Genomic DNA, 24,348 nt, shown 5'->3' on the forward strand with positions numbered 1-24,348 from the left:
CGCTCGGCCACCCCCAACTCCGTGAAAGGAAAGGTGACATGAGAGAAGTGCAGAAGGCGACGGGAGAGCGGCCGCTGCTGCTCGTGGTGGCGACGGGCATGCGGACGTATCGCGAGTATCTGCTGCGCTCCATTCGCAGCGAGTTCGACATCCATCTCTTCCATGGGGACGAACCCACCTGGGAGAAGGAGTACATCTCGGGCTGGACCGTCCTGCCCAGCACCCTGGACGGGCAGGCCATGGCCGGCGCGGCCCGTGAACTGCACGCGGCCACGCCCGTCGCCGGCGTCCTGTGCTGGGACGAGGGCCGCATCCACGCCGCCTCCTACGTCGCCGAGGCCCTCGGTCTGCGCAACGGCGAGCCGGACGTGATCTGGCGGCTGCGCGACAAGGGCCAGACCAGGGCCGCCCTGGACGAGGCCGGCGTCGCCCAGCCCCGCTCCGTCGCCGTCAAGACGCTCCACGAGGCCCTCGCCGCCGCCGACCGCGTCGGCTACCCCGCGATCCTCAAGCCGCGCGGACTCGGCGCCAGCCTCGGCGTCGTCCGCGTCGAGAACGCCACCGAGCTCGCGGAGCGGTTCCCCTTCACCGCCGGGATGAAGGGCCCCGACCCCGAGCCGCTGCTCTACAGCACCGATCAGCCGGTCCTCGTCGAGGAGTTGGTGACCGGCGAGGAGATCAGCGTCGACGCGGTCGTCCAGGACGGCAAGGCGATACCGCTGTTCGTCGGCCGCAAGGTCGTGGGCTACCCGCCGTACGCGGAGGAGATCGGCCACTTCGTCGACGCCCACGACCCGCTGCTCACCGACCCGCAGCTGCTGGACGCGCTCCAGGACACCCACACCGCGCTGGGCTTCCGGGACGGCTGGACGCATAGCGAGTTCATGCTGACCGCCGCCGGGCCGCGGCTGATCGAGGTCAACGGCAGGCTCGGCGGCGACATGATCCCCTACCTGGGGATGCTGGCCACGGGCATCGACCCGGGGCTCGCCGCGGCGCGCGTCGCCTGCGGCATCACCCCCGACACCACGCCGTCCCGCGAGCGGGTCGCGGGCATCCGCTTCTTCTACGTCGAGCACGACGACACCCGCATCGAGTCCGTCTCGTTCGACGAGGCGGGTCTGCCCGCCGCCGTCGAGCAGTTGGTGCCCGTGGCCCGGGCCGGCGCCGTCGTGTCCCCGCCGCCCAAGGGCACGGTCTGGGGACGGATCGCCTTCGCCATCGCCACCGGCGGCGCCATCGAGGAGTGCGGCACGGCACTGGACGCCGCCGAGTCGGCACTGCACGTGCGCAGCGGTCAGGACGCCACCCATGCGAGAGAAGAGTGAACGTGCATGGCAACTGAGGAGAAGAAGGACAGCAACGTGGCGATCTGGGCCACGTTCCGGGATTCGTCGGCGGCGGTGAAGACCATCCTCGCGGGCGTGCTGCTGAGCAAGCTCGGCGGATTCCTCAACGTCTTCATCGTGCTCTATCTGACCTACCGCGGTTACTCCGAGAGCGAGGCGTCCTACGCACTGGGCGCCTACGGAGCGGGCGGCGTGGCGGGTGTGCTGCTCGGCGGCACCCTCGCGGACCGGCTCGGGGCGCGCAACGCCACGATCCTGGGCATGGCCGGCACCGCCGTGCTCACCGCGGCGCTGCTCTACCTGCCGAACTATCCGACGCTCGTCGTGGCGGTGGTCCTCGCCAGCCTCATGGCCCAGCTCTACCGGCCGGCCGCCGCGGCCCTGCTGTCCGAACTCACCTCGGGCAGCAGCCAGGTCGTCGTCTTCGGCATGTACCGCTGGTGCCTGAACGTGGGCGCGATGGCCGCGCCCATGGTCGGCCTCGGGCTCTACCACCTCGACGGGGAGAGCTACACCCTGCTGTTCTGGGGCGAGGCGGTGATCGCGCTGGCCTACGCCGTCGTCGCGGCCGCCGTGCTGCCCCGGCGGGCCACGCAGGGCACGGCTCCGGAGGGCCCGACCGAGGAGGAGGGCGGCACGGCCGGGGGGTACCGGGCGATGCTCCGCGACCGCCGGTACGTCCTCTATCTGACGGCCACCCTGTTCAACGCGATCATCTACGTGCAGTACCTGTCGACGCTGCCGCTGGACGTCGAGGCCCATGACCTCGACCTGTTCTGGTACACGGCCGCGGTCTCCCTCAACGGCTTCATGGTGATCGCCTTCGAACTGCCGCTGACCAAGGTGACCGGGCAGTGGAGCACCAGGATCGTCGTGGGCCTGTCCTTCGGCCTGGTCGGCCTGGGCGTGGCGCTGTACGGCATGCCGATGGGCGCCGCCGTCATCATCGGCGCCACGCTGGTGTGGACGCTCGGCGAGATCATCGGCGGTCCGGCGGTGTTCGCCCACCCGGCGACCGCGGGCCCGGCGCACCTGCGCAGCCGCTACATCGGCGCCTTCCAGTTCATGCACGCGCTCGGCACGGCCATCGGCCCGGTCCTGGGCGGGCTGCTGTTCGTGCGGCTCGGCCATGACGTGTGGCCGCTGCTCGGAGTGATCGGGCTGGCCGCGGCGGGCCTGGGCATCGCCGCGATCCGTACCCCGGCGCCGGAGCAGAGCGAGCCGACCGACGAACCGGCCGCGCAGCCGGCCGAGGCCTGAGCGCTCCGCTGGAAACGCGCGCGCGACGGGCCGTCGGTCGACTGCGGTTCCGTCGTGACCGGCCGCGCAGTTCCCCGCGCCCCTCCGGGGCGCTGCCGCACCGCAGCGGATTCCCCCCACACGAAACGGCCGCCGCCCCGAAAGGGGCGGCGGCCGTCGTGCTGCCGTCGGCGCCGGTCAGCCGAGGGCGAGGCTCCGGGCGAACTCCCGCAGCGCCGGGCCCGGTACGGGGACCACGGAGGTCTGGTAGCCGGCCATCATCGGCGGTATCACGTCCTCGTACTTCCGCAGCCAGACGTCGGTGGCGTAGACGGACTGCGACAGCTCGACGCGCTCGTCCTCGGAACGGAAGGCGCGCAGCAGGTAGTAGCCGTCCTCGTCGTTCAGGGACGGGCCGTGGGCGAGCACGGTGATCCCGCACTCGCGCATCAGCGGGACCGTCCCTTCCTCGCTGATCCGGTGGAACTCCGGCCGAAGGCCCGGCTTCACGGTGAACAGCCGGATCTCCAGCAGCCAGGGGGCGTCGGCGCTGCTCATGTCGTCTCCTCCGCTTCTCACTTGACCCGGACTCCGGCCTTCCAGACCCCGGTGATGTGCTCGGGCTGTGCGATGACCTCGATGTCCACGAGCGGGTCCTCGTCGAGGATCAGGACGTCGGAGTCGTAGCCCTCGCGCAGCCGGCCGGAGAGCGGGGCCTGCGGTCCGAGGGTGGAGGGGCCGATCGCGGTGCCGGACTCGATGGCGTCCAGCGGGGTCAGGCCGCACTTCACCAGCAGGGGCAGCTCCCGGCCGTTGCGGCCCCAGGAGTCGGGCATCTCGGTGCCGGTGAGCGCCACGTCGGTGCCGGCGGCGATCGTCACCCCCTGCTCGCGGGCGATGGCGACGGCCTCCGCGTGCCGTCCCGCGGTGGCCTGGAGCTTCTTCAGCGCGTACGCCGGGAGCATGTGGCCGTTGTCGAGGAGCTCCTGGAAGATCGTGCGGGTGGTGACGAGGATGGCGCCGCACTCGCGCATGGCCACGGCGGCCTCTTCGTCGATGTAGGTGCCGTGCTCGATGGTCTTGACCCCGGCCTCCAGCGAGGCCATGATGCCGGGCTTGCCGTGGCAGTGCGCGGCGACGATCCGGTCCGCCATCCCGGCGACCTCGACGATCGCGCGCAGCTCCGCGTGCGTGAACTGCTGGTGGATGGGGTGGTCGACCTCGGACAGCACGCCGCCGGAGGCGCAGACCTTGATGAGCTTGGCGTTGCGGCGCAGCTGTTCGCGGGCGGCGCGGGCGCACTCCGCGGGCCCGTCGGCCAGCCGCAGCTCACCGCCGAGGTGCCCGAAGTCCTCCACCCACGAAGTCGGATAGCTGTGCAGGTCGGCGTGGCCGCCGGTGGTGGACAGCGTGGTGCCGGCCGGGTAGATCGACGGGCCCTGCACGGTGCCCTCTTCGATGGCGCGGACCAGGTGGATACCGAGGCCGCCCGTCTCGCGCACGGAGGTCACTCCGGCGTTCAGCGCGTTGCGCAGATCGGTGGTGATCCGGGCCGCCCGCAGGGCGATCGGCTCCTGGGGCAGCAGGGAGAGGTCGGCCGACCGCAGCCCCATGAAGTGGCCGTGGCAGTCCCACAGCCCGGGCATCACGGTGCGGGCGCGGACGGTCTCCGCCTCCGGTGTGTCGGGGGCCTCGGCGAGAGGGCCGGCGTAACTGATGGCCTCCTCGTCGAATATGACGCAGCCGTTCTGAATCGGCTGGCCACGGCCGGGAATTAATTGTTCCGCTTCGATTCGCTGCAACATGCAGCGAGCAAATCAAAGTGGTGTTCCGACGACAACAGGTGTTCGGGGCAGCCAAGTTGTTGCTTACGGCCGCGCCGTATTCAGGGTGTCAATACGGTCTGCGCGGACTGCGGATTTCCGGCGTGCTGAGCGGCCCGGTGCCGGAACACATGGCGATAGGTCTGCGGCGACACGGTGGTGACCCGGCCGAAGTGATAGCGGAGGTTGGCGGCGGTGCCGAACCCGGTGCTCCGGGCGATCTGTTCCACCGGCTCGTCCGTGGTCTCCAGCAGTTCCTGCGCGAGGCGGACCCGCTGCTGGAGCAGCCACTGCAGCGGGGTGATGCCGAGCCGGTCCCGGAACCGCCGGGCGAAGGTGCGCTCGCCCAGGTGCGCCACGCGCGCGAGCTGGGGCACGGTCAGCGGCTCGTGCAGCCGGTCCTGCGCCCACTGCAGGACCGGCGAGAGATCGTCGCTGGTCTCCGCCCGCACCACCGGCTTGGTGTACTGCGACTGGCCGCCCTCGCGGTGCGGCGGTACGACCATCCGGCGGGCCACCTCGTTGGCGACGGCCGCGCCGTGGTCCTGGCGCACCAGGTGCAGGCACAGGTCGATGGCCGAGCCGGTGCCGGCCGACGTGAGGATGTCACCCTCGTCGGTGTAGAGCGCGGAGGGCACGAAGTCGACCTCGGGGAAGCGGTGGGCGAAGTCCCCGGCGTTCATCCAGTGCGTGGTCGCCGTACGGCCCGTCAGCAGTCCCGCCGCGGCCAGTACGTAGGCGCCGGTGCAGATCGAGACGATCCGCCTGCCCTGGGCGTGCGCCTCGCGCAGCACCTCGACGAGCCGCGCCGGCGGGTCGAGCTGGACGGGCCGGGCGCACGCCGTGACGAGGATGGTGTCGGCGTCGAGCAGGTCGTCGAAGCCGTAGGGGGTGTGCACGTCCAGGCCGGTCGCGGTGCGCAGCGGTCCGGAGGAGTCCCCGCACATGCGCAACTCGTACCAGGGGTCGATGAGATCGGAGCGGTCGGTCCCGAACACCTCGCAGGGAACGGCCAGTTCGAACGTCGGTGTGGCATCCGTAATGGCGAGCGCGATCACGTGGGGACGCATGTCGGTAATTTAGCGCACGATGTCAAAACTGCCGATGGTGTCGGTGAGAGCCCGCGGGCGATGCTGGCCGGCATGAGCGAAGCCAAGACAGAACCCTCCGGGGGAACCCTCAGCGCGGTCCAGGGCACCGCGATGTATGTGGGCGCCGTGCTCGGCACCGGTGTCATCGCCCTGCCCGCCCTCGCCGCCGAGGAGGCCGGCCCCGCGTCCCTGCTCGCCTGGCTGGCCCTGGTCGTCCTGTCGGCCCCCCTGGCCGCTGCCTTCGCCGCTCTGGGGGCCCGCTACCCGGACGCCGGCGGCGTCTCCACCTACGCCATGAAGGCGTTCGGCGAGCGTGCCTCCGCCGTGGTCGGCTGGTGCTTCTACCTCGCCGTACCGCCCGGCGCGGCCGCGGCGGCGCTCTTCGGCGGCGCCTACGTCTCCTCCGCGGTGGGCGGCGGCACCACCACCACGACCGTGACCGCCGTCGGCCTGATGGTGGTGGTCACCGCCGCCAACACGCTGGGCCTGCGGGTGACCGGGCGGTTCCAGTTCATGCTGGCCGGCCTGCTCGTCACGCTGCTGCTGATCGCGGTCGCGCTGTCGCTGCCGAAGGCGGACACGGCCAACCTCGAACCGTTCGCCCCGCACGGCTGGTCCGCGGTCCTGCCGGCGGCCGCCCTGCTGGTGTGGAGCTTCGCGGGCTGGGAGGCGATCACACACCTGGCGGGCGAGTTCAAGCGCCCGGCGCGGGACCTGCCCCGGGCCACCTACTCGGCCGTCGTGATCGTCGGCGGGCTGTATCTGCTGGTGGCCTTCGCGGTGATCGTCGTCCTGGGCGCGAAGGCATCGGAGTCCGACGCGCCGCTCGGTGACCTGATGGCCGCCGGCCTGGGCGGCGACGCCCGCTACCTCGCCGCGGGCGCGGCGCTGCTGCTCACCACCGGCGCCATGAACGCCTACTACGCCGGTGCCGCCAACCTCGGCGCCGCCCTCGCCCGGGACGGCGCGCTGCCCTCGTGGATGTCCCGGGGCAGCGTGGCCGGCGAGGTGCCGCGGCGCAGCCTCGCGGTCGTGTCCGGCCTGTCCTTCCTGGCCCTGTTCGCCGTCGTGACCTCCGGCCTCGGCACCGCACCGCTCGTCCTGCTCACCACCGGCTCGTTCGTCGCCGTCTACGCGATCGGCGTCGCCGCCGCCGTGAAGCTGCTGCCCAAGGGCACCAAGGGCCGGGCCTCGGCGCTGGGCGCGTGCGTGGCCGTCACGGCGCTGCTGATCATGGCCGGTGTCTATCTGCTCTGGCCGCTGGCCGTCGCCGGGGCGGCCCTGCTCTACCTGCGGATCAACCGCCGCCGCCGGTCCGCCGCGCCGGTGGAGAACGCCGTACCCGCGACGCCGCCGCTGGAGACGGCCTCCGACGCCCGGGAATCCGCCTCGTGACACCTCAGCCGCAGTCCGCGGGCACGGACGGGGAGTCCGTGACCGCGGACGCCGTACCGACCGCGCGGAGCCTGCGGGCAGCGGTGGCCACGTTCCTCGGACTGGACGCCGGCGGGGCCGCCCCGCCCGCGCCCGCCTCGTACGCCCCGCTGCCGCACGACGACCCTCCGGCCGCCCTGAAGTGGCTGAACTCCTGGGGATGCAGGATCCGTTACCCCCGCCCCGGGGAGCCGGACGTCTTCGGTCCCGCCCTGCGCGAGTGGACCGCTCGCTGGTACAAGCTCCTCCCGGCACCGGACACCCGGCTCAGCGACCTCACCGACGACGACATCGAGCCCCTCGGCGAGTGCTACGCCGGCCTGTGCGCGCTCGGCGCCGGGACACCGGAGCGCCCCCGGACCCTGGGCGCGACCGCCGCCTCGAAACTCCTGCACGGCCTGCGCCCCTACGCCCTCGTCCCCTGGGACGAGGCCATCGCCCGCAAGCTGCACGGCGCCCGCGACGCGGCGGCCTACACCGCCCACCAGCGCCTCAACCGGGACTGGGCGCGGCGCGTGCTCGCCGAGAGCGGCGGCGACGAAGAGGCGCTCGCCAACTTGTACGGGTGTCCCGGCAGACCGCTTTCCAAGATGCTGGACGACTACGCGTACCTCACATTGACCCGATCGGACACACGGTGATCCTTCGCATAGACCACATCGGGCTGGCCACCGAGGACCCCGAGGGTGTGGCCGCCTTCATGACCACGCTGGGCATGCGCAAGTACGACGAGGGCCATGCCGACGACTACGGAGTGGCCTGCGCGTTCTGGCAGTTCGGGGGCGGCCTCGGCAACCCGGCCGTGGAGATCGTCTCCCCGACGCAGGAGCGCTCCGCCATCGAGGGCCGCCTGGAGCGTCAGGGCCCGGGGCTGTACCACCTCGCCTTCGAGGTCGACGACCTGGAGAGCGAGACGGCCCGGCTGCGCCGCCAGGGCTTCACCGCCGTCGACGCGGAGCCCTGCAAGGGCGCGCGCGAGGGCATGACGGTGGCGTTCCTGTACGCCCCGGCACCGGCCAACCTGCTGATCGAGCTGGTGCACTACGCACCGGACCTGGGGAGGGCCGTGTGATCACCCTCGACGACGTCCGGGCGGCGGCGCTGCACCTGCCCCGCACCGAGGAGCACCTGATCCGGGAGTACGTGAAGTTCAAGGTCGGCCGCATCGTGTACGCCTCGGTCTCCCCGGACGAGACGACCATGGGCTTCGCCTTCCCCAGGGAGGAACGCGAGTCGCTGATCGCCGCCGAGCCCGAGAAGTTCCAGCTCCCACGGGCCTCGGACCTGCGCTACAACTGGGTCCACCTGCGGATGCCGGTCCTCACCCGGCAGGAGCTGGTCCCGCTCGTCCTGGACGCCTGGCTGATGGCGGTGCCCCGGTCGGTGGGCGACGCCTACCTCGAGTCGCTGCCCGCTCAGCCCTGACGGCGCACCATCTCGTTGATCCAGTCGGGAGCGAACGGGGACGTGCAGCCCGGGGAGGTCGGGTAGTCCTTGAGCACCTCCAGGCGCTCACCGATGTCCAGCGCGCGGGCCCGGTACTCGGAGTGCTCGATCCCGATCTGCGCCAGGCAGTGGTTCATCGCCCACTGCAGGCGGTCCGGGGCGTCCTTCATCCGCGCCTCGATCAGGTCGAGCAGCCCCGCGAGATCGAGGCCCGCGGGCTTCTTCGCCACACGCTCGGTGGTCAGCGCCCAGCCGGCGCTCGCGACCACCGGGTCCGGATCGGCGAACCAGGCCAGACGCAGCTCCTCGGCGTGCGGGCTCTTCTTCACGACGTAGTTCACGAGCCAGTCGTGCACCTTGGGCGTCCGCGCCTCGCGCAGCATGGCGTCCAGCTCGTCCCGCTCGAACGCCCGGGGCCGGCAGATCAGCAGCGCCAGCAGCCGCGCGGCGCTGTCGTCCGTGGCCCAGAGCCGGCGCGCGAGGTCCTGCTGCGTCCTCAGCCGCTTCGCGACCGCCCGCAGCTTGCTGAGGTTCACCCCGTGATCGTCACCGTGCCGCTCGTTCACGGCGCGCGTCTTCGCGTCCTCGAGCCCCGCCAGCTCCGCCATCACCTCGGCCACGGTCGCCTCGGTCACCGTCGTATCGGCCACGTCGGCCTCCTGTCCCTCGCACGTGCTCCGCCCGGCCCGGGCGGAGCACGACCCTCTGCGGATGTGGCCCGCACGGCCCGAGCGTAGTGTGGGCCGGGTACATCCGGACCGCGCCCGAGGGGCGTGCATTCGTAGGTCCCGGGTGCCTCCCCCCACCTCTCCGTGGCAGGGGTGCGCCCGGACGAGCGGAGGATCAGCGATGGGTACAGTCACCACCGGCGACGGCACCACGATCTTCTACAAGGACTGGGGTCCCCGCGACGGGGAGCCGATCGTCTTCCACCACGGATGGCCGCTGAGCGCGGACGACTGGGACAACCAGATGTTGTTCTTCCTCGCGCGGGGCTACCGGGTCATCGCCCACGACCGCCGTGGCCACGGACGCTCCACGCAGACCGCCACCGGCCACGACATGGACACCTACGCCGCGGACGTGACCGCCCTCACCGACGCACTCGACCTGCGCGGCGCCGTCCACATCGGGCACTCCACCGGAGGCGGCGAGGTCACCCGCTACGTCGCCCGCGCCAAGGCCGGCCGCGTCTCCAAGGCGGTGCTGGTGGGTGCCGTACCGCCCCTGATGCTGAAGACGGAGGCCAACCCGGGCGGTCTGCCGATCGAGGTCTTCGACGGCTTCCGCGAGGGCGTCGCCGGCAACCGGGCCCAGTCCTTCATCGACATCCCCACCGGACCGTTCTACGGCTTCAACCGGCCGGGCGCGCAGGTGTCACAGGGCATGATCGACAACTGGTGGCGCCAGGGCATGATGGGCGCGGCCAACGCCCACTACGAGTGCATCAAGGCGTTCTCCGAGACCGACTTCACCGAGGACCTCCGGCAGATCGAGGTGCCCGTCCTCGTCGCGCACGGCACCGACGACCAGGTCGTCCCGTACGACGACTCGGCGCCCCTGACCGTCAAGCTCCTGAAGAACGGCACGCTCAAGAGCTACGAGGGCTATCCGCACGGGATGCTGACGACCCACCCGGAAGTCCTCAACCCGGACATCCTCGCGTTCATCCGTTCCTGACCCCGGCGGGCCGGGCCTCGTCGTCCGGCCCGCTGCGTGACCGTGCGCGCGAGCTCAGCCCCGCGCGGCGGGCAAGGGTGTTTCAGTGGTGGTGGCCTCGGCGGCCCAGGGTCTCCACGGGGCCCGCGCCGGGGCGTGTCCACTGCGCTGTGGGGCGGCTGGTCGGCCCCCAGGTGGGGTTCCCGTCCGCGTCCGAGCGCCAGGACCAGCACGCGTCGCGCCCCTCGGGCCATCCGTCGGGGTCGTCCTCCCACGCCTCGCCGCGGCCGTAGGGCGTCATGTCGAGCAGGCCCATGGCCGGGTTGACCCGCTCGTTGCCGCGGCCCGTCGTGGAGTAGGTGAGGAACACCCGGTCGCCGTCGCGCAGGTAGGAGGTGAGGTAGCCCATGGGGCCGCCGGCCGGCCCCTCCACGCCCCGCACCGAGTACCAGGGTTCCGTGTAGCCCATGAACGTCACGTAGGACGCCACCTCCTCCCAGGGGCCCGTGGTCAGGACGGCGAACGAGACGCCGCGGGCGTTGAGGTACACGGAGTCCCTCAGATGCCAGGCCGTGGTGGTGCAGCCCTCGCACTGCCCCTGGTGCGGCGCGCCGTCGTACCACATGTGCTTGTAGACCACGAGCTCGTCACGCCCCTGGAACAGCTCCAGGAACGGGACCGGACCGTCGGGCCCGACGACCTCGACGGTTCCGTCGAACTCCACCATCGGCAGCCGCCGCCGGGCCGCGGCCAGGGCGTCGCCGGCACGGGTGTGTGCCTTCTCGCGGACCAGGAGCTCGTCGCGGGCGGCCTGCCAGGTGGCCAGGTCGACGACGGGCGGCCGCCCGGACGGCGCGGTGCTCGGATCACTGGGCGTGTTCGTCATGGTTCCTCCGGGGTGTCTGCGTGCGGGTCAGTGGAGGGTGGGCCGGTAGACGAGCTCCTGGATGTGACCGTCGAGCGTGTGGTGCTCGACCAGCTCCAGGTCGAAGTCGGCCGCGCCCCGGAAGATCGGGTCCAGGCCGGTCCGGCCGGTGATCACGGGGAACAGCGTCACCTGCACGAAGTCGACCAGACCGGCGGCCATCAGCGCCCGGTTCATCGACAGGCTGCCGTGCGAGCGCAACGGCACCTCGGACTCCTCCTTGAGCCGGGCGACGACGTCGACGGCGTCACCGCTGACGACGGTGGCGTCCGGCCAGTCGAGGGGGCCCTGCAGCGTCTTCGACACCACCGTCGCCGGCATGTGCCGCATCCGCGTGACCCACGGGTCACGCACCGACTCCTCGGTGTTCGACGCAAGAATCTGCACGAAGGCCCGGTAGGTGTTGGCCCCGAAGACCATCCGCTGATCGGTCTCGTACAACGCGAGGCGGTGGTCGAGCAGTTCAGGGCCCTGCTTGCCCCAGTAGCCGGACCAGTCGGCGCCGGCCGCGCCGTAGCCGTCGAGGCTGGAAAAGACGTCGAAGGTGTAGGTGGCCGTCATGGCGTTCTCCTCGGTGCGGGCTCGATGAGGCTGCGGACCGGCGGTCCTCGGGGTGGGTCTCGATGACCGTCACACCCGTAGACCCGGTCCGCATCCGAAACTCATCGTTGTGCCCGCCGCACCCGAGGAGCGGAGCGACGCGCCCCGGTACGCCGGTCGGCCGGGGGCCGGGCTCAGCGCACCGGGAAGCCGAAGGAGTAGCCCTGGTCCTTGAGCCAGGGGATGAGCCGGCGCAGCGCCTCCACGGTCTGGGAGCGGTCGCCGCCCGCGTCGTGGAAGAGGAGCGTCGGCCCGTTGGGCAGCTCCCGCTGGACGGTGGCGACGATGGCGTCCGTGCCCGGCCGCTCGAAGTCCTTGGTGTCCACGTTCCAGCCCAGCGGACGCATGCCCCGGGCGGCGGCGACCTTACGGCTGTAGGGGGTGAAGGCACCGCCCGGCGCCCGGTAGTACATCGGCCGTACGCCCCCGGACGCCTTGGTGATCATGCGCTCGGCGTCGAGGATCTGCTGCGACTGGTAGCTCTGGGTGTTCCTGTCCATGGTGGTGTCGTGCGAGACGGAGTGGTCGCACAGCCGGTGCCCCTCCGCGACCACCCTCCGGACCAGGTCGGGATGGGCCTGCGCCTGCGTCCCCACCATGCAGAACGTGGCCTTCACGCCGTACTCCCGCAGCAGGTCCAGCATGGGCGGGGTCCAGACGGGGTCGGGGCCGTCGTCGATGGTGATGTTGACGCCGCGGGCTCCCTTGTCGGAGGCGTGCACGATGCTCACGTCGACCGGCTTGACGGCGGGCGCGGCCGGCGCGGTCGCCTTCGGCGACGAGCCGTCCACGGCACCGGCCTGCGCGGTCCACACCGAGGCGCCGGTGGCGAGCACCGTCACACCGAGCGCCGCCCCGATCAGCTTGCCGTACCAGCCCCGCCCACCACCGTGCCGCGCCATGTCCGCCCCACCTTCGCGTAGTTCCTCGCCGATCCCCCGGCCGCATCGCGGCCACCTGGCAGGACGACGGACGACGGCCCCGGGATCCGTCCGTTACCGATCAAGGACAATCCCGGGGGATTTCGCGGACAACTCGACGGCCGGTGCCCGCAACCGGCCCTGTCGTGGCGCCGGTTCGTTCAGCTGAAGGGCACGGCGTCGGCGGGGGCGGTGTGCCAGTTGGTGACGATCGGCTTGTCGACGGTGATGGTGCCGACGGGCAGGGACTCGGGGTTGGGGTCGTTGTCGCCGACGGCGACGATGATGCTGTCGAGTTCCTTGCCGCCGTCCGTGTTGGTGGTCTTGGGGTTGACGCCGGCGTAGGCGGCGGTGCTGCCGCTGAGCTTGATCTGCTCGCCGACGGACTGCTCCGCGGGACCGGCCTGCGTGCCGTCGGAGCCGAAGGCCACGGTCGGGAGCTCGGCGGGCAGGTAGCAGGTGATGCCCGGCTTGGCCTTGGCGATGACGAGGATGTAGCCGCCGGCCTGGGTCTCGGACCTGGTGCTCCAGGAGATGTCGTTGGCACCGCAGCCCTGCTCGACCTGCTCGCGGCCGCCGTTGCCGGTGTCGGCGCCGGATCCGGCGCCGTCGTCGCTCCCCTTGCCCGAGCTGCCGGTGTCCTTGCCGGTGCCGCTGCCGCTGCCGCTGCCGCCGTTGTTCGACGAGCCGGCCGGGGTGGCGTCGTCGCCGGACCGGCCGGGGGAGGAGGACGAGCCCTTGGCGGCGCCGGTGTCGGTGGCCGCGTCCTTGTCCTGGCATGCCGTCATCAGCATGGCGCCGCCCACGAGGGCCGCGGAGACGAGGAGGGCCTTGCGACGGTTGCCGAACATGAAATCCCCTTGGTGATCGGTCGGTTGAGGCCGAAGCGCCTTCGGCTGCTCGATGCTGCTCGATCACTAGGAGGGGACTGCGGTCCGCGGGGATCCCGGCGCCTTCGTTCCAGGACAGCGCTGTCACAGAGCGGTGACATGATCACGAGGCCCCGCCGCGGTACGGCGCGCGCTCCCGCGCGGTCAGTCGGCCCGCATGCCGACCAGGACGTCGAGTTCGGCGGCGAAGAGCTGCGCGGGGTCGAACCCCATACCCGAGAACTGTCCGGCCAGTTCGAGGGACAGGACGCCGTGCAGCCGGGTCCAGAAGGTCAGGGCGCGGTGCAGGACCGCGGGCGGAGCGGGATGGCCGCCCGCCCAGTCCCGGTGGCTCTCCAGGTGCGCGTCGAACGGTGTCGCCGGGCCGTGCGGGGGCAGTGCGGTACAGGCGTCCAGGAGAGTGGCCATGATCTCGGAGGAGATCGCGGTGGTGTCGTCGGGCGCGTGGTAGCCGGGGACGGGTGTGCCGTAGATGAGGAAGTAGCGCTGGGGGTCCTCCAGCGCCCAGGCCCGTAGGGCGTGCGCCAGGCCGGTCAGGTCGGCGCCGGCCTCCGAGGCCGCGCGGAAGGTGTCGGCGAGGCTTCGGTACGCCTCCCTCACCAGCTCGGTGATCAGCTCGTCGCGGCCGCCGAAGTACCGGTACAGGGCGGGGCCGCTCATGCCCATCTGCTTGGCGATCGCGTTCAGCGAGAGCGCCGAGGCGCCCGCCGTCGCGATCTGCTCCCACGCCCGTTCCTTGATCTCCGCGCGGACCTGGGCCCGGTAGCGCTCGCGCGGGGTCTTCGCTTCCGAGTTCACCATAGTTAGAGGTTATCACTGAAGTTATTGACACTCTCGAATCGGTTGCGTTATAACTTCTAACGAACGCGAAGCCAAGTAACCCAAGGGCCTGTGGAGGTCGTCGCCATGAACACCGAAGGACTCGTCGAGGTCGTGCTGCCGGGCAAGGTCGAGCCCGAAGGGCTTCAGCTGCGGCACGGGGCCGTCCCCGTCGCGGGCCCCGGTCAGGTCGTCGTCCGGATGGAGGCGACCGGCGTCTCCTTCGCCGAGCAGCAGATGCGGCGCGGCCGCTACTACGACCAGCCGCCCTTCCCGTTCGTCCCCGGCTACGACCTCGTGGGCACCGTGCTGGCGACGGGCGGGGGCGTCGACCCGGGCCTCACCGGCACCAGGGTCGCCGCGCTGCTCAAGGTCGGCGGCTGGTCCAGCCATGTGCGCGTCGACGCGGCGGACGTGGTGCCGGTGCCCGACGGGATCGGCGCGGCGGAGGCGGAGACCCTCGTCGTCAACGGCATCACCGCCTGGCAGATGCTGCACCGCAGGGCCAGGGTCCGCGCCGGGGACACCGTGGTGGTGCACGGCGCGAACGGCGGTGTCGGATCGGTCCTGGTCCAGCTCGCCCAGGCCGCGGGCGCACGGGTGATCGGTACGGCGTCCGAGCGCCACCACGACGCCCTGCGGGAGCGGGGAGTCGCCCCCGTCGACTACCGCGCCGGCGACGTCGCCGCCCGGATCCGCGCACTCGCCCCGCGCGGGGTGGCCGCCGTCTTCGACCACGTCGGCGGCCGCGGCATCGTCGACTCCTGGCGCCTCCTCGCCCCCGGCGGCACGCTCGTCTCGTACGGCAGCGCCTCCACCCGTGACGACGAGGGCTCCAAGCAGTGGCCCGTCCTCAAGCTCCTCTTCCGGGTGTGGCTGTGGAACGCCCTGCCCAACCGCCGCCGCGCCTACTTCTTCAACGTCTGGGCCGGCCGGGCCCTGGCCAAGAACCGCTTCCGCGCCCGTCTGCGCAGCGACCTCACCCAGGTCTTCGCCGCCTTCCAGCGCGGTGAGGTCAGCGCCCAGATCGCCGCACAACTGCCCCTCACCCGCGCCGCCGACGCCCTGCGGCTGGCCGAGTCGGGCACGGTCGCCGGAAAGATCGTCCTGAACCCGTAGCGAGCACCGGCCCTGCCGATGAGCGCCGCAGTGCGGCCGGCCCGGCCGACGAGCACCGCAGTGGCCGACCCTGCCGACGAGAGCCGCAGTGCGGCCACCCAGCCGGCGAGCGCCGCAGTGCGGCCGACCCCGCCGACGAGCACCGGAGCATCGCCGACCCACCCCCTTCGCACCAACCACCGAGAGGAACCCGCCATGTTCAGCAACCGTCCCTCGAAGTCCCCTGTCCAGCCGTCGCGTCGGTCGCGTCGGTCGCGTCGGTCGCGAAGCGCCGCAGCCGCAGCCGCAGCCGCAGCCGCGGTCACGGTCGCGCTCGCCGTGACCGGCGTCCTCGCCGGCACCGTCCCGGCCGCCCAGGCGACCCCGCACGGCGGCACGTCCCAGTGCCAGGGCCGCGGCGTCGACGCCGGTGCCGTCATCCGCTACGAGTCCGACGTCGTGATCGAGGCGCCCCTGAGCACCATCTGGAAGCTCCAGACCGACGTCGAACGCTGGCCGTCCTGGCAGCCCCCGGTCACCAGCGCCGAACGTCTGGACTCCGGCCGCCTCAAGCCGGGTTCCCGGTTCCACTGGACGACCCCGGCCCCCGCCACCCCGACGACCCCGGCCACCACCCTCTCCATCACCTCCACCGTCCAGGAACTCCGGCGCAACCACTGCGTCCTGTGGAGCGGACCGGCGATAGGCGAGGGCCTGCGCATCGACGAGGGCGTCCACCTGTGGACCTTCCGCAAGGTCAAGGGCGGCGTCCACGTCCACACCGAGGAGACCTGGACCGGCGACCAGGTCGAAGCGGACGTCCCCACCGCGACGGCCGCCCTCGGCGCCGGCCTCGAAGCCTGGCTCCACGACCTCAAAACCACGGCCGAGGCCCACTCCGGGGGCCGCGACAACTGAGCACGCCGCAAAGAAGAAGGCCCAGGCTTCCGGCCTGGGCCTTACGCTCGGAGCGGCCGACGGGTGGTGTCGGGGTCAGCGGTGGTGGCCGCCGTTGTGGTGGTGACGGTCGTGGCCTCGGGACTCGCTGTGGTGACGGTCGTGGCCCCGGGACTCGCCGTGGTGACGGTCGTAGCCCCAGGACTCGCTGTCGACGAGGCGGCCGCGGTCGTTGCGGAGGGTGGCGGTGTCGGAGCGGTTGTCCCAGACGTACTGGCGGCGGTCCTGGTAGAGGTCGCTGTCGGTGTCGCGGCCGACGCCGGTGTGGACGCGGACCGTGGCGCGGCCTTCCAGGCGGTAGTGGTCGAAGGTGTAGGTGCGACCGTCCTCGTCCTCGAGGGTCCAGCCGTCGAGGTCGACGGTGTGGCGGGTGGTGTTGGTGATGTCCACCCACTCCCGGTTCAGGGAGCGGTTGGAGCGGTCGTCGCGGCCCGGGGAGTCGTACTGGACGTCCGAGATCTGCACTTTCGACCGCTCGGGACGGGCGTGGTGGGAGTGGTCGGTGGCGGAGGCCGGCAGCGTGACGACCGAGACCAGGGCGCCGGCGGCGAGCGCGGCGGCGGCGAGACGGCGGGCGCTGACAGAAGCGGAAGCGGACAAGGGGTCTCCCTGTGGTGCGGACACCTTCCCCGAGGGTCGGTGCGGTGTGCGTGCGACCGGCTGGCCGCACGCACACCTTGTCCACGTTGTGGAGAACTTCAGGAGAAGGCGTCGCCTCTGTTACCTATTGCCCATATTTCTATGACCCTCGGATGCAATGTCCACCTATGCGCTCCCTGGCTCAGGGCGTACGCGACGACAGGTCGGAAAGCCTTGTGGGCGTTGGGGCTTGACGTCGCTCCGCCGCAGTGAGGCACCCCCCGAGGGGTCGGGCCATCACCCGAAAGTGAGTAACAGCGGGTGCGGGTTCTCGCACCTCAGCGCAGCGCGCTCTTCCCCCGCCACTCCTCCCACGACACGTTCCACGCCCCGAAGCCGTTGCCCGGCTCGACCACGCCCTTCGTGTCCTTGCCCGTGATCTCGAAGGGGTCGCCGGGGCGTACCTGGGCGTAGAACCAGGCGGCGTTCGCGTCGCTCATGCCTATGCAGCCGGAACTGTGGTTGGAGTTGCCGAAGTAGCGGGCGTTCCACGGGGCGGCGTGGGCGTACATGCCGGACCAGGTCAGGCGCATCGAGTAGTCGACCATCTTGTCGTAGGCGTCGGCGAGGCCCACCGTCTCGGAGTTCATGTTGATCGTGCCCTCCTTGGCCATGAGCACGGCCGTCCCGCGCCAGGAGCGCTTGTCACCGCCGGGCGTGCCGCCGGAGACCGGTATGCGCCGCACCGTCTCCCCGTCGCGGACGAGGGTGAGCCGATGGCTGTCGAGGTCGACCTCGACGATCTGCCGGGCGCCGATGGTGAAGGTGGTCGTGTAGTCGCGTACGAACCAGCCGCCGTCCGCGCCCGAGTCGGTGCCGTTCAGCTCGGCGTTCAGCCTGACCTCGGTGCCGGGCTTCCAGTACGCCCTGGGCCGCCAGTCCACCCGGTCCCGGCCCGAGAAGTCGCGTATCCAGCCCCAGGAGCCCTCGGTGTCGTTCGAGGTGGTGATCCTGAGCTGCTTCTCGACCTCGGCCTTGTTCCGGACCGGGTGGTCGAAGACCAGGGAGATCGGCTGCGCGACGCCGACGGTGGTGCCGGTGCCCGGCCGCCAGTCGACCTTGTTGACCTTGTCCGCGGAAGCCGTGGTGAAGGCGGTCCTGGTGGTCTTCGCGGTTCCGGCCTCGGTCCGGGTCGCCGCCGTCACCGCATACGCCGCGCCGGGCACGGCCTTGCGGGCGGAGACCCACGACCGGCCGTCGGCGGCGACCTCGCCCGCGAGCCGGTGACCCTCGCCGTCGGTGACGGTCACCGAGGTGAGCCTGCCGCCCGTCACCGTGACCTTCACGGGTTCGCCCGCCGGGACCTTCTCCCCCTCGGGCGTGACGGTCACCGTGACGGGGCGGTCGGCGGCGGCCGGCTTCTCCCCGGCGTCCGAGGAACCCGAGGAGCCGGCGGAGCCGCTCGACGAGCAGGCGGCGAGCGGCGTCAGCAGGGCGGCCATGGCGGTGGCCACCACGACGGCCCGGACACGGGCTCGGTCAAGTGCACGGGTGCGCGACAACGGGACCTCCGGAGGGAAGCGAACGAGTGGGAAGAGTCGGCGATGTCGTGACTGTAGAGCCGGAAAACCCGAGGTCAGCGGCTACGGAGCGATGTGACGGCGACTGGTGAGGAACGGTCATGGTCCCGTCACATTCGCCGGACGGAGCGGTCATGGGCCGCTGTGAGCCTCCTGTACGTCCCCGCGACAGGCCCGGGGAGAAGGAGAGGCTCAGACCGTGTCAGCGCTGCTCGTTCCGCCCGGCCGCCCGCACCGGGCACACGACCGTGGCTCCGCTCTGCGCACCATCTCCGCGCAGACCTACCGTGCCTTCCTCGCCTCCCCCGAGGGCGCCGCGCTCGGCGCCGGATTCCTCCAGTGCCCGTCCTGGGCCGACGTGAAGGAGGGCTGGCGTGCCCAGCTCCTCGGCTGGGGGCCCGATCCGCAGGCCGGCGAACTGACCGGCGTGGCCCTCGTGTTGCTTCGGCAGTTCCCCGGCACCCGCAAGTACTTCGCCTACCTGCCCGAAGGCCCCGTCGCCGACTGGAGCGACCCCGACATCGACGGCTGGCTCGGCCCGCTCCTCGAACATCTGCGCCGCGCGGGCGCCTTCGCCGTCCGCATCGGCCCGTCGCCCGCCTACCGGCGCTGGGACGCCGCCCGGCTCAAGCCGCTCACCGGACCGGGCCGGCGCCTCGGCGACGTCCTCGCCAGCGAGGTCGATCCGCTCGGCACCGCCGTCGCCGAACGGCTGCGGGCCCGGGACTGGCGCCGCTGCGGCGGTGACGGCACCGGGGAGGACGGGGACGCCCAGCCCCGGCATGTCTTCCAGGTACCGCTCGCGGGCCGCACCACCGAGGAGCTGTGGACCGGGCTCAACCAGGAATGGCGCCGCAATGTCCGCCGGGCCCAGAAGGAGGGCGTGGAGGTGGTCGTGGGCAGCGCGGCCGAACTCCCCGATTTCTACCGGCTGCTGGGCATCACCGAGCGACGCGACGGCTTCCGGCTCGGCCGCTCGCTCGCCTACTACGAGCGACAGTACGCGGCCCTCAACGCCGAGGAACCGGGCCGGATGAAGCTGTACCTCGCCCGTCACCGCGGGGAGATCCTCGCCGCCCACACACTGATCACGGTGGGCCGCCGTGCCTGGTACCAGACCGGCGCCTCGGCCGACCACCGCCGCGAGGTCCGGCCCTCCAACGCCCTGCAGTGGCGGATGCTGCTGGACGCCCACGCGCTCGGCGCCGACGTCTACGACATGCGCGGGGTACCCTCCACTCTCGATCCAGGCGAACGTGCGTACGGACTGCTGCGCTGGAAGCTCGGCACCGGAGGACAGGTCGTCGAGACGCTGGGGGAATGGGAGAGACCCTTGGGCGGCAGCGCCAACCACACGCTCCACCGCGCCTTCCTGGCGTATCTGAACCGCCGATGAGCCGGACGGCGACCAAGTCGGCGAAGACCACCCCGGCCCGCGGCAGCGCCGTCATGGCCGCCGGGTCCCTGGTCTCCCGCGCCACCGGTTTCGCCCGCTCCGCGGTCGTCGCGGCAGCGATCGGCACCATCGGGCCGATCCCCGACGGCTACGCGGTCGGCAACGCCCTGCCCACCATCGTCTACATGCTGCTCCTCGGCGGCGCGATGAACGCCGTCTTCGTGCCCGAACTGGTCAAGGCCGCCAAGGAGCACGCCGACGGGGGCGCCGCGTACACCGACCGGCTCGTCACCGTCTGCGTCATCGCCCTGCTCGCGATCACGGCGACCGCGGTGTGGGCCGCCCCGGCGATCATCGACGCGTACACCGACTACACCGGCGGCCAGGCGGCCATGACCACCGCCCTGGCCCGCTCCTGCCTGCCGCAGATCTTCTTCCTCGGACTGTTCACGCTGCTCGGGCAGATACTCAACGCCCGCGGCCGGTTCGGCGCGATGATGTGGGCGCCGGTGCTCAACAACCTCGTCGTCATGACCGTGTTCGGCCTGTACCTGGCGATGGCCCTGGGCGGCGGCGACACCCTCACCGCCACCGAGACCGCCGTGCTCGGCTGGGGCACGACCGCCGGCATCGCCGCCCAGGCCCTCGCTCTCGTGCCCGCCCTGCGCGCGGCCCGCTTCCGCTGGCGGCCCCGCTTCGACTGGCGCGGCAGCGGACTGACCCGCCCGCTGCGCTCGGCCGGCTGGCTGGTGCTGCTGGTCCTGGCCAACCAGGCGGCGTACTGGGTCACCACCCGCCTCGCCACGACCGCGGGCCTCGACGGTGGTCCCGGATACGGCGCGTACAACAACGCCTATGCGCTGTGGGTCGTACCGCACGGCATCATCACCGTCTCCGTGGTGACCGCGCTGATGCCCCGGATGAGCGCGGCCGCCGCCGACGGGGACACCGCCGCCGTACGCCGCGACGTCTCGCACGCCCTGCGCGTCTGCGCCTCGGCCGTCGTACCCGCCGCCTGCGCGCTGTTCGCGCTCGCCCGGCCGGTGATGGACCTCGTCTTCGGACATGGCCGGACCAGCGCCGCCGACACGGCCGCGATGGCCGCGATCCTGATGGCCTTCGCACCGGGACTGATCGCCCTGTCGGGCCAGTACGTCCTGTCCCGTGCCTTCTACGCGCTCTCCGACACCCGTACGCCGTTCCTGCTGAACCTCGTGATCGTCGCCCTCAACGCGGGACTGTCCGTGGCCGCCGCACAGGTGCTGCCGGCCCGCTGGGCGGTGACCGGCATGGCGGCGGCGTACTCACTGGCGCTGTGCGCGGGCTGGGCGCTGACCGGGCGGGTGCTGAGCCGCCGGCTCGCCGTCGTCCGGCCCCTGCGCTCGTCCGCCGCGGGCGCCCATGTACGGCTGCTGCTGGCCGCCGTCCCCGCCACCGCGCTGGGCCACTTCGCGGTCCTGGGAACCGCGCGGGTGGGGGCGGTGGTCTCCACGGTTGCCGGTGCGAGCGCCGTCGTCCTCACCTACGCCCTGCTGGCCCGTCCGCTGCGGCTCACCGAACTGGACGCGCTGCTCGCCGGCGTACGCCGCAGATCGAACCGGCCCCGGACCCGGGCCTGACCACCACCGAGGGAGAACCGCCGATGTCCCGCGTGCTCCTCATCGAGGACGACCCCTCCGTACGCGAGGGGGTCGAACTCGGTCTGCGCCGCCGCGGCCACGAGGTACGGGCGGCCGCGACCGGCGAGGCCGGCCTCGCCGCGCTGGCCGAGTTCCGCCCCGATCTGCTGCTGCTGGACCTGATGCTGCCCGGCATGAACGGCGTACAGGTCTGCCGGCAGGTCCGTGACCGCAGCCAGCTGCCGATCATCATGCTCACCGCGCGCGGCGACGACTTCGACGTGGTCATCGGTCTGGAGGCGGGCGCCGACGACTACATCGTCAAGCCCGCCCGTACCGAGGTGATCGAGGCCCGGATCAGGGCCGTACTGCGCCGCCTGGACGACGGCGGCCAGGGCCGCCCCGCCATCGAGTTCTACGGCGAACTCACCATCGACCGGGTCGGACTGACCGTGGCCAAGGCGGGCCGGCCGCTCGCGCTCGCGCCCTCGGAGCTCAAGCTCCTGCTGCATCTGTCCGCCGCCCCCGAGCAGGTGTTCAGCCGACAGCAACTGCTGGAGCACGTCTGGGACCACAGCTACCACGCCGACGCCCGGCTGGTCGACGCCTGTGTCGCCCGGCTGCGCGGCAAGATCGAGGACGAGGCCGGCAGCCCCCGCTACGTCCAGACCCTGCGGGGCTTCGGCTACCGCTTCGGACCACTGTGAGGTCCGGTCTCCGGCCCGGCCGCGGGCGGGCCGGTACGGAGGGCGGCGAGCGGTCGGGGTTCCGGGCGTTCGGGCTGCGCACCCGGCTCCTGCTGGCGTTCCTGCTGGTCGCCGCCGTCAGCGCCGGGACGACGGCCGCGCTGACCTACCGCGAGGCCCGCACCGCGGTGCTGCAGACGGCCCAGGACACGGCGGTCACGTCGTTCCGCGACCAGGTCCAGCTGACCGGCTTCGGGCTGCCCGTACGGGAGGAGGGCGGCGGCCTGCAGGAAGTCCTGCGTGACATCGCCCGCAAGGGCAAGCCGCACCCCTGGGTGGTGTTCGCCGAGTACGGCTCGGTCCGCGCCTCGTCGGGCGAGAACCCCGTCTCCACCGTCATCACACCCGAACTGCGCCGGGCCGCGCGCGCCAACCCGCACGGCGCCTTCGAGCGGGTCGTCAAGGACGGCGTGCCCTACCTGACCATCGCCATGCCCATGGTCTTCAGGACGAGCCCGGACAGCGTGCTGCCCAGCGGACTCGTCCTGTACGCCGTCATGCGGATGACCGACGAACAGGTCAACGTCGACGCCCTCCTCATGGCCGCACGGGACGGCGCCCTGCCCGGCCTCGCCGTCGCGCTGATCCCCGGCCTGTTCGCCGCGCGCAGTGTGCTGCGCCCGGTGCGCGAACTGCGCCAGGCGGCCCGGAGCATGGGCAGCGGCAGACTCGACACCCGCATCGCGGTACGCGGCAGCGACGAACTGGCCGACCTGGCCCGCACCTTCAACGAATCGGCCGCCCAACTGGAGCGCACCGTACGGGAACTGCGTCAGGCCGAGGCCCGCGCGCGACGGTTCGCCTCCGACGTCTCGCACGAACTGCGCACGCCCCTCGCCGGCATGCTCGCCGTCACCGAGGTCCTCGACGAGGACGCGGACGCTCTGGACGCGGACACCGCCCGGGCGGTCCGGCTGGTCAGCGCGGAGACCGGCAAGCTCGCCGTACTCGTCGAGGACCTCATGGAGATCTCCCGCTTCGACGCCCGCGCGGCCGAACTCAACGCCGACGAGGTCGACGTCGCCGAGGCCATCCGCAAGACCCTCCACAGCCGCCACTGGACGGACGACCGGATCCGCACGGACCTCCCCGAGGGCATCCGCGCCCGCCTCGACCTGCGCCGCTTCGACGTCGTGATGGCCAACCTGGTGGGGAACGCGCTGCGGCACGGGGGTGCGCCGGTGTCGGTGCGGCTGGGCACCGAGGCGCGGTCCGCGGGCACGCCCGTGCTGATCGCGCAGGTCATGGACCGTGGCCCCGGCATCCGTCCCGAGGTGCTTCCGCACATCTTCGACCGCTTCTACAAGGCCGACGCCGCCCGTACCCGTTCGGCGGGCAGCGGTCTGGGCCTGGCGATCACGCTGGAGAACGTCAGGCTGCACGGCGGCACGATCCACGCGGGGAACCGGCCGGAGGGCGGTGCCGTCTTCACGCTCGAGATTCCGCTTCATGCGGAGGGGGACGGCGGGGGATGAGGCGGGCGCGGGCGGGACGCCGCCTCGCGTGGAGGGGGACGGGGGATGCGGGGGATGCGGCGTGCCGGAAGGCATCGGGGGGCGCTGGTCGTCGCCGTCGCGGCGGCCGTGCCGTTGCTCGGCGGCTGCGGTATCCAGGGGACCGACGTCATCGAGGCGGGCGGCCCCGCGAGCTTCCAGGCGTTCCTCAACCGCGACTTCGACATGCTGCTCTTCTTCCGCGCCCCCGACGGCAGGTTGACGCCCGTGATCCGGACGACCGAGTCGGCGACCGAGTTCGGAGCCGGATACGCCGAGTCGGGCTCCGGAGCGGGGAACGCCGACGACGCGGAAGGGCCGGTACCGACGCGGAAGGTGGTCCAGGCCCTCCTCGGTGGCCCCGGGCCCGAGGACCGCGCGGCCGGCCTGACCACCGCCCTGCCCAGCACCCCTCCCGGCACCACCGTCAAGGTCGACCTCTCCCGGGACGTCAAGGTCACAGCCCATCTCCCGTTCCCCCTGGCGGGCCTGGACAGCACGGCGCTCCGCCAGCTGACCTGCACGATCGCGTACAGCCAGGATGCCGACGGCCAGGTCGAGGTGGAGCTCAGGGGGCAGGACGGGGCAGCGAGGTCGGGCACGTGCGGACTCGCCCCCGGCCGCGCCGGGGACGAACCCGCGGCGACGCGGACCGGGGCACGGACGAAGGCCCCCGAGTAACCCG

25 protein-coding genes are annotated in these 24,348 nt (G+C 72.1%); 14 read left to right on the plus strand and 11 right to left on the minus strand.

The genetic code is table 11. The annotated features are described in order from the left end of the window. Positions 1-38: 38 nt before the first annotated feature. On the plus strand, positions 39-1,328 hold the full coding sequence (locus tag ACGFW6_RS12605) for an ATP-grasp domain-containing protein (RefSeq protein ID WP_393507493.1): 1,290 nt from the start codon (positions 39-41) through the stop codon (positions 1,326-1,328). A 6-nt stretch (positions 1,329-1,334) separates the two neighbouring features. Further along, entirely contained in the window at positions 1,335-2,609 is a 1,275-nt protein-coding gene (locus ACGFW6_RS12610; protein ID WP_393507495.1) for an MFS transporter, read from the plus strand. A gap of 177 nt (positions 2,610-2,786) precedes the next feature. On the opposite strand, the gene ACGFW6_RS12615 is transcribed toward ACGFW6_RS12610, so the two are convergent. From ACGFW6_RS12615 to ACGFW6_RS12625, 3 genes are all read right to left on the minus strand, one after another. Next, a complete protein-coding gene (locus ACGFW6_RS12615) occupies positions 2,787-3,146 on the minus strand; it encodes a hypothetical protein (protein WP_393507497.1) in 360 nt (119 codons plus the stop codon). A gap of 17 nt (positions 3,147-3,163) precedes the next feature. After that, the gene (locus tag ACGFW6_RS12620; RefSeq protein WP_393507499.1) at positions 3,164-4,393 is read right to left on the minus strand and encodes an amidohydrolase family protein; all 1,230 of its coding nucleotides are present in this window, start codon (positions 4,391-4,393) and stop codon (positions 3,164-3,166) included. An 80-nt stretch (positions 4,394-4,473) separates the two neighbouring features. Beyond that, positions 4,474-5,481: a GlxA family transcriptional regulator gene (locus tag ACGFW6_RS12625; protein ID WP_393507501.1), complete on the minus strand. Its 1,008-nt coding sequence runs from the start codon at positions 5,479-5,481 to the stop codon at positions 4,474-4,476. Between the two features lie 72 nt (positions 5,482-5,553). Here ACGFW6_RS12625 and ACGFW6_RS12630 point away from each other — a divergent pair, with 72 nt between their 5' ends. Genes ACGFW6_RS12630 through ACGFW6_RS12645 form a run of 4 tightly spaced genes read left to right on the plus strand, consistent with a single transcriptional unit; the run spans position 5,554 to position 8,361 of the window. Then, positions 5,554-6,897, plus strand: coding sequence for an APC family permease (locus ACGFW6_RS12630; protein WP_393507503.1), 1,344 nt, complete (start codon positions 5,554-5,556; stop codon positions 6,895-6,897). After that, the gene (locus ACGFW6_RS12635) at positions 6,894-7,577 is read left to right on the plus strand and encodes a hypothetical protein (protein WP_393507505.1); all 684 of its coding nucleotides are present in this window, start codon (positions 6,894-6,896) and stop codon (positions 7,575-7,577) included. Before ACGFW6_RS12630 ends, ACGFW6_RS12635 begins: the two co-directional genes overlap by 4 nt. Beyond that, complete coding sequence (locus ACGFW6_RS12640) at positions 7,574-8,008, plus strand: VOC family protein (RefSeq protein WP_393507506.1); 435 nt, start codon at positions 7,574-7,576, stop codon at positions 8,006-8,008. Before ACGFW6_RS12635 ends, ACGFW6_RS12640 begins: the two co-directional genes overlap by 4 nt. Continuing rightward, complete coding sequence (locus ACGFW6_RS12645; protein WP_393507508.1) at positions 8,005-8,361, plus strand: MmcQ/YjbR family DNA-binding protein; 357 nt, start codon at positions 8,005-8,007, stop codon at positions 8,359-8,361. The genes ACGFW6_RS12640 and ACGFW6_RS12645 overlap by 4 nt, the downstream gene beginning before the upstream one ends. On the opposite strand, the gene ACGFW6_RS12650 is transcribed toward ACGFW6_RS12645, so the two are convergent. Next, the gene (locus tag ACGFW6_RS12650; RefSeq protein ID WP_393507843.1) at positions 8,352-8,990 is read right to left on the minus strand and encodes a DNA alkylation repair protein; all 639 of its coding nucleotides are present in this window, start codon (positions 8,988-8,990) and stop codon (positions 8,352-8,354) included. The genes ACGFW6_RS12645 and ACGFW6_RS12650 overlap by 10 nt on opposite strands. 241 nt (positions 8,991-9,231) lie before the next feature. On the opposite strand from ACGFW6_RS12650, the gene ACGFW6_RS12655 reads away from it, so the two are divergent. Next, on the plus strand, positions 9,232-10,062 hold the full coding sequence (locus ACGFW6_RS12655) for an alpha/beta fold hydrolase (protein WP_393507510.1): 831 nt from the start codon (positions 9,232-9,234) through the stop codon (positions 10,060-10,062). A gap of 82 nt (positions 10,063-10,144) precedes the next feature. Here ACGFW6_RS12655 and ACGFW6_RS12660 read toward each other — a convergent pair whose 3' ends face one another. From ACGFW6_RS12660 to ACGFW6_RS12680, 5 genes are all read right to left on the minus strand, one after another. Next, a complete protein-coding gene (locus ACGFW6_RS12660) occupies positions 10,145-10,927 on the minus strand; it encodes a DUF899 family protein (RefSeq protein ID WP_393507512.1) in 783 nt (260 codons plus the stop codon). 27 nt (positions 10,928-10,954) lie between these two features. After that, entirely contained in the window at positions 10,955-11,527 is a 573-nt protein-coding gene (locus ACGFW6_RS12665; RefSeq protein WP_393507514.1) for a dihydrofolate reductase family protein, read from the minus strand. 173 nt (positions 11,528-11,700) lie between these two features. Then, entirely contained in the window at positions 11,701-12,468 is a 768-nt protein-coding gene (locus ACGFW6_RS12670; RefSeq protein WP_393507516.1) for a polysaccharide deacetylase family protein, read from the minus strand. A gap of 179 nt (positions 12,469-12,647) precedes the next feature. After that, on the minus strand, positions 12,648-13,337 hold the full coding sequence (locus ACGFW6_RS12675) for a DUF4232 domain-containing protein (protein WP_393507518.1): 690 nt from the start codon (positions 13,335-13,337) through the stop codon (positions 12,648-12,650). 183 nt (positions 13,338-13,520) lie between these two features. Further along, a complete protein-coding gene (locus ACGFW6_RS12680) occupies positions 13,521-14,177 on the minus strand; it encodes a TetR/AcrR family transcriptional regulator (protein WP_393507520.1) in 657 nt (218 codons plus the stop codon). 105 nt (positions 14,178-14,282) lie between these two features. On the opposite strand from ACGFW6_RS12680, the gene ACGFW6_RS12685 reads away from it, so the two are divergent. Continuing rightward, positions 14,283-15,314 carry a medium chain dehydrogenase/reductase family protein gene (locus ACGFW6_RS12685; protein WP_393507522.1) on the plus strand — a complete coding sequence of 344 codons (1,032 nt, stop codon included), beginning with the start codon at positions 14,283-14,285 and terminating at the stop codon, positions 15,312-15,314. A gap of 318 nt (positions 15,315-15,632) precedes the next feature. After that, positions 15,633-16,211 carry an SRPBCC family protein gene (locus ACGFW6_RS12690; RefSeq protein ID WP_393507524.1) on the plus strand — a complete coding sequence of 193 codons (579 nt, stop codon included), beginning with the start codon at positions 15,633-15,635 and terminating at the stop codon, positions 16,209-16,211. A 75-nt stretch (positions 16,212-16,286) separates the two neighbouring features. Here the strand turns inward: ACGFW6_RS12690 and ACGFW6_RS12695 are convergent, their stop codons facing one another. Together ACGFW6_RS12695 and ACGFW6_RS12700 are read right to left on the minus strand one after the other, a co-directional pair. After that, a complete protein-coding gene (locus tag ACGFW6_RS12695) occupies positions 16,287-16,850 on the minus strand; it encodes a lamin tail domain-containing protein (protein WP_393507525.1) in 564 nt (187 codons plus the stop codon). A 317-nt stretch (positions 16,851-17,167) separates the two neighbouring features. Then, on the minus strand, positions 17,168-18,331 hold the full coding sequence (locus ACGFW6_RS12700; protein WP_393507844.1) for an Ig-like domain-containing protein: 1,164 nt from the start codon (positions 18,329-18,331) through the stop codon (positions 17,168-17,170). A gap of 277 nt (positions 18,332-18,608) precedes the next feature. On the opposite strand from ACGFW6_RS12700, the gene ACGFW6_RS12705 reads away from it, so the two are divergent. From ACGFW6_RS12705 to ACGFW6_RS12725, 5 genes are read left to right on the plus strand one after another with little or no spacing between them, the layout of a single operon-like run. Then, entirely contained in the window at positions 18,609-19,805 is a 1,197-nt protein-coding gene (locus ACGFW6_RS12705) for a lipid II:glycine glycyltransferase FemX (protein WP_393507527.1), read from the plus strand. Continuing rightward, complete coding sequence (murJ, locus tag ACGFW6_RS12710; protein ID WP_393507529.1) at positions 19,802-21,424, plus strand: murein biosynthesis integral membrane protein MurJ; 1,623 nt, start codon at positions 19,802-19,804, stop codon at positions 21,422-21,424. The genes ACGFW6_RS12705 and murJ overlap by 4 nt, the downstream gene beginning before the upstream one ends. 23 nt (positions 21,425-21,447) lie before the next feature. Continuing rightward, a complete protein-coding gene (locus tag ACGFW6_RS12715; RefSeq protein WP_393507531.1) occupies positions 21,448-22,131 on the plus strand; it encodes a response regulator in 684 nt (227 codons plus the stop codon). After that, positions 22,128-23,645 carry an ATP-binding protein gene (locus ACGFW6_RS12720; protein WP_393507533.1) on the plus strand — a complete coding sequence of 506 codons (1,518 nt, stop codon included), beginning with the start codon at positions 22,128-22,130 and terminating at the stop codon, positions 23,643-23,645. The genes ACGFW6_RS12715 and ACGFW6_RS12720 overlap by 4 nt, the downstream gene beginning before the upstream one ends. Positions 23,646-23,699: 54 nt before the next feature. Further along, positions 23,700-24,344 (plus strand): hypothetical protein, encoded by a 645-nt coding sequence (locus ACGFW6_RS12725; RefSeq protein ID WP_393507535.1) that lies wholly within the window; start codon positions 23,700-23,702, stop codon positions 24,342-24,344. The last annotated feature ends 4 nt before the right edge of the window (positions 24,345-24,348 follow it).

Source organism: Streptomyces sp. Y7 (assembly GCF_043195415.1).
Taxonomy (GTDB): domain Bacteria; phylum Actinomycetota; class Actinomycetes; order Streptomycetales; family Streptomycetaceae; genus Streptomyces.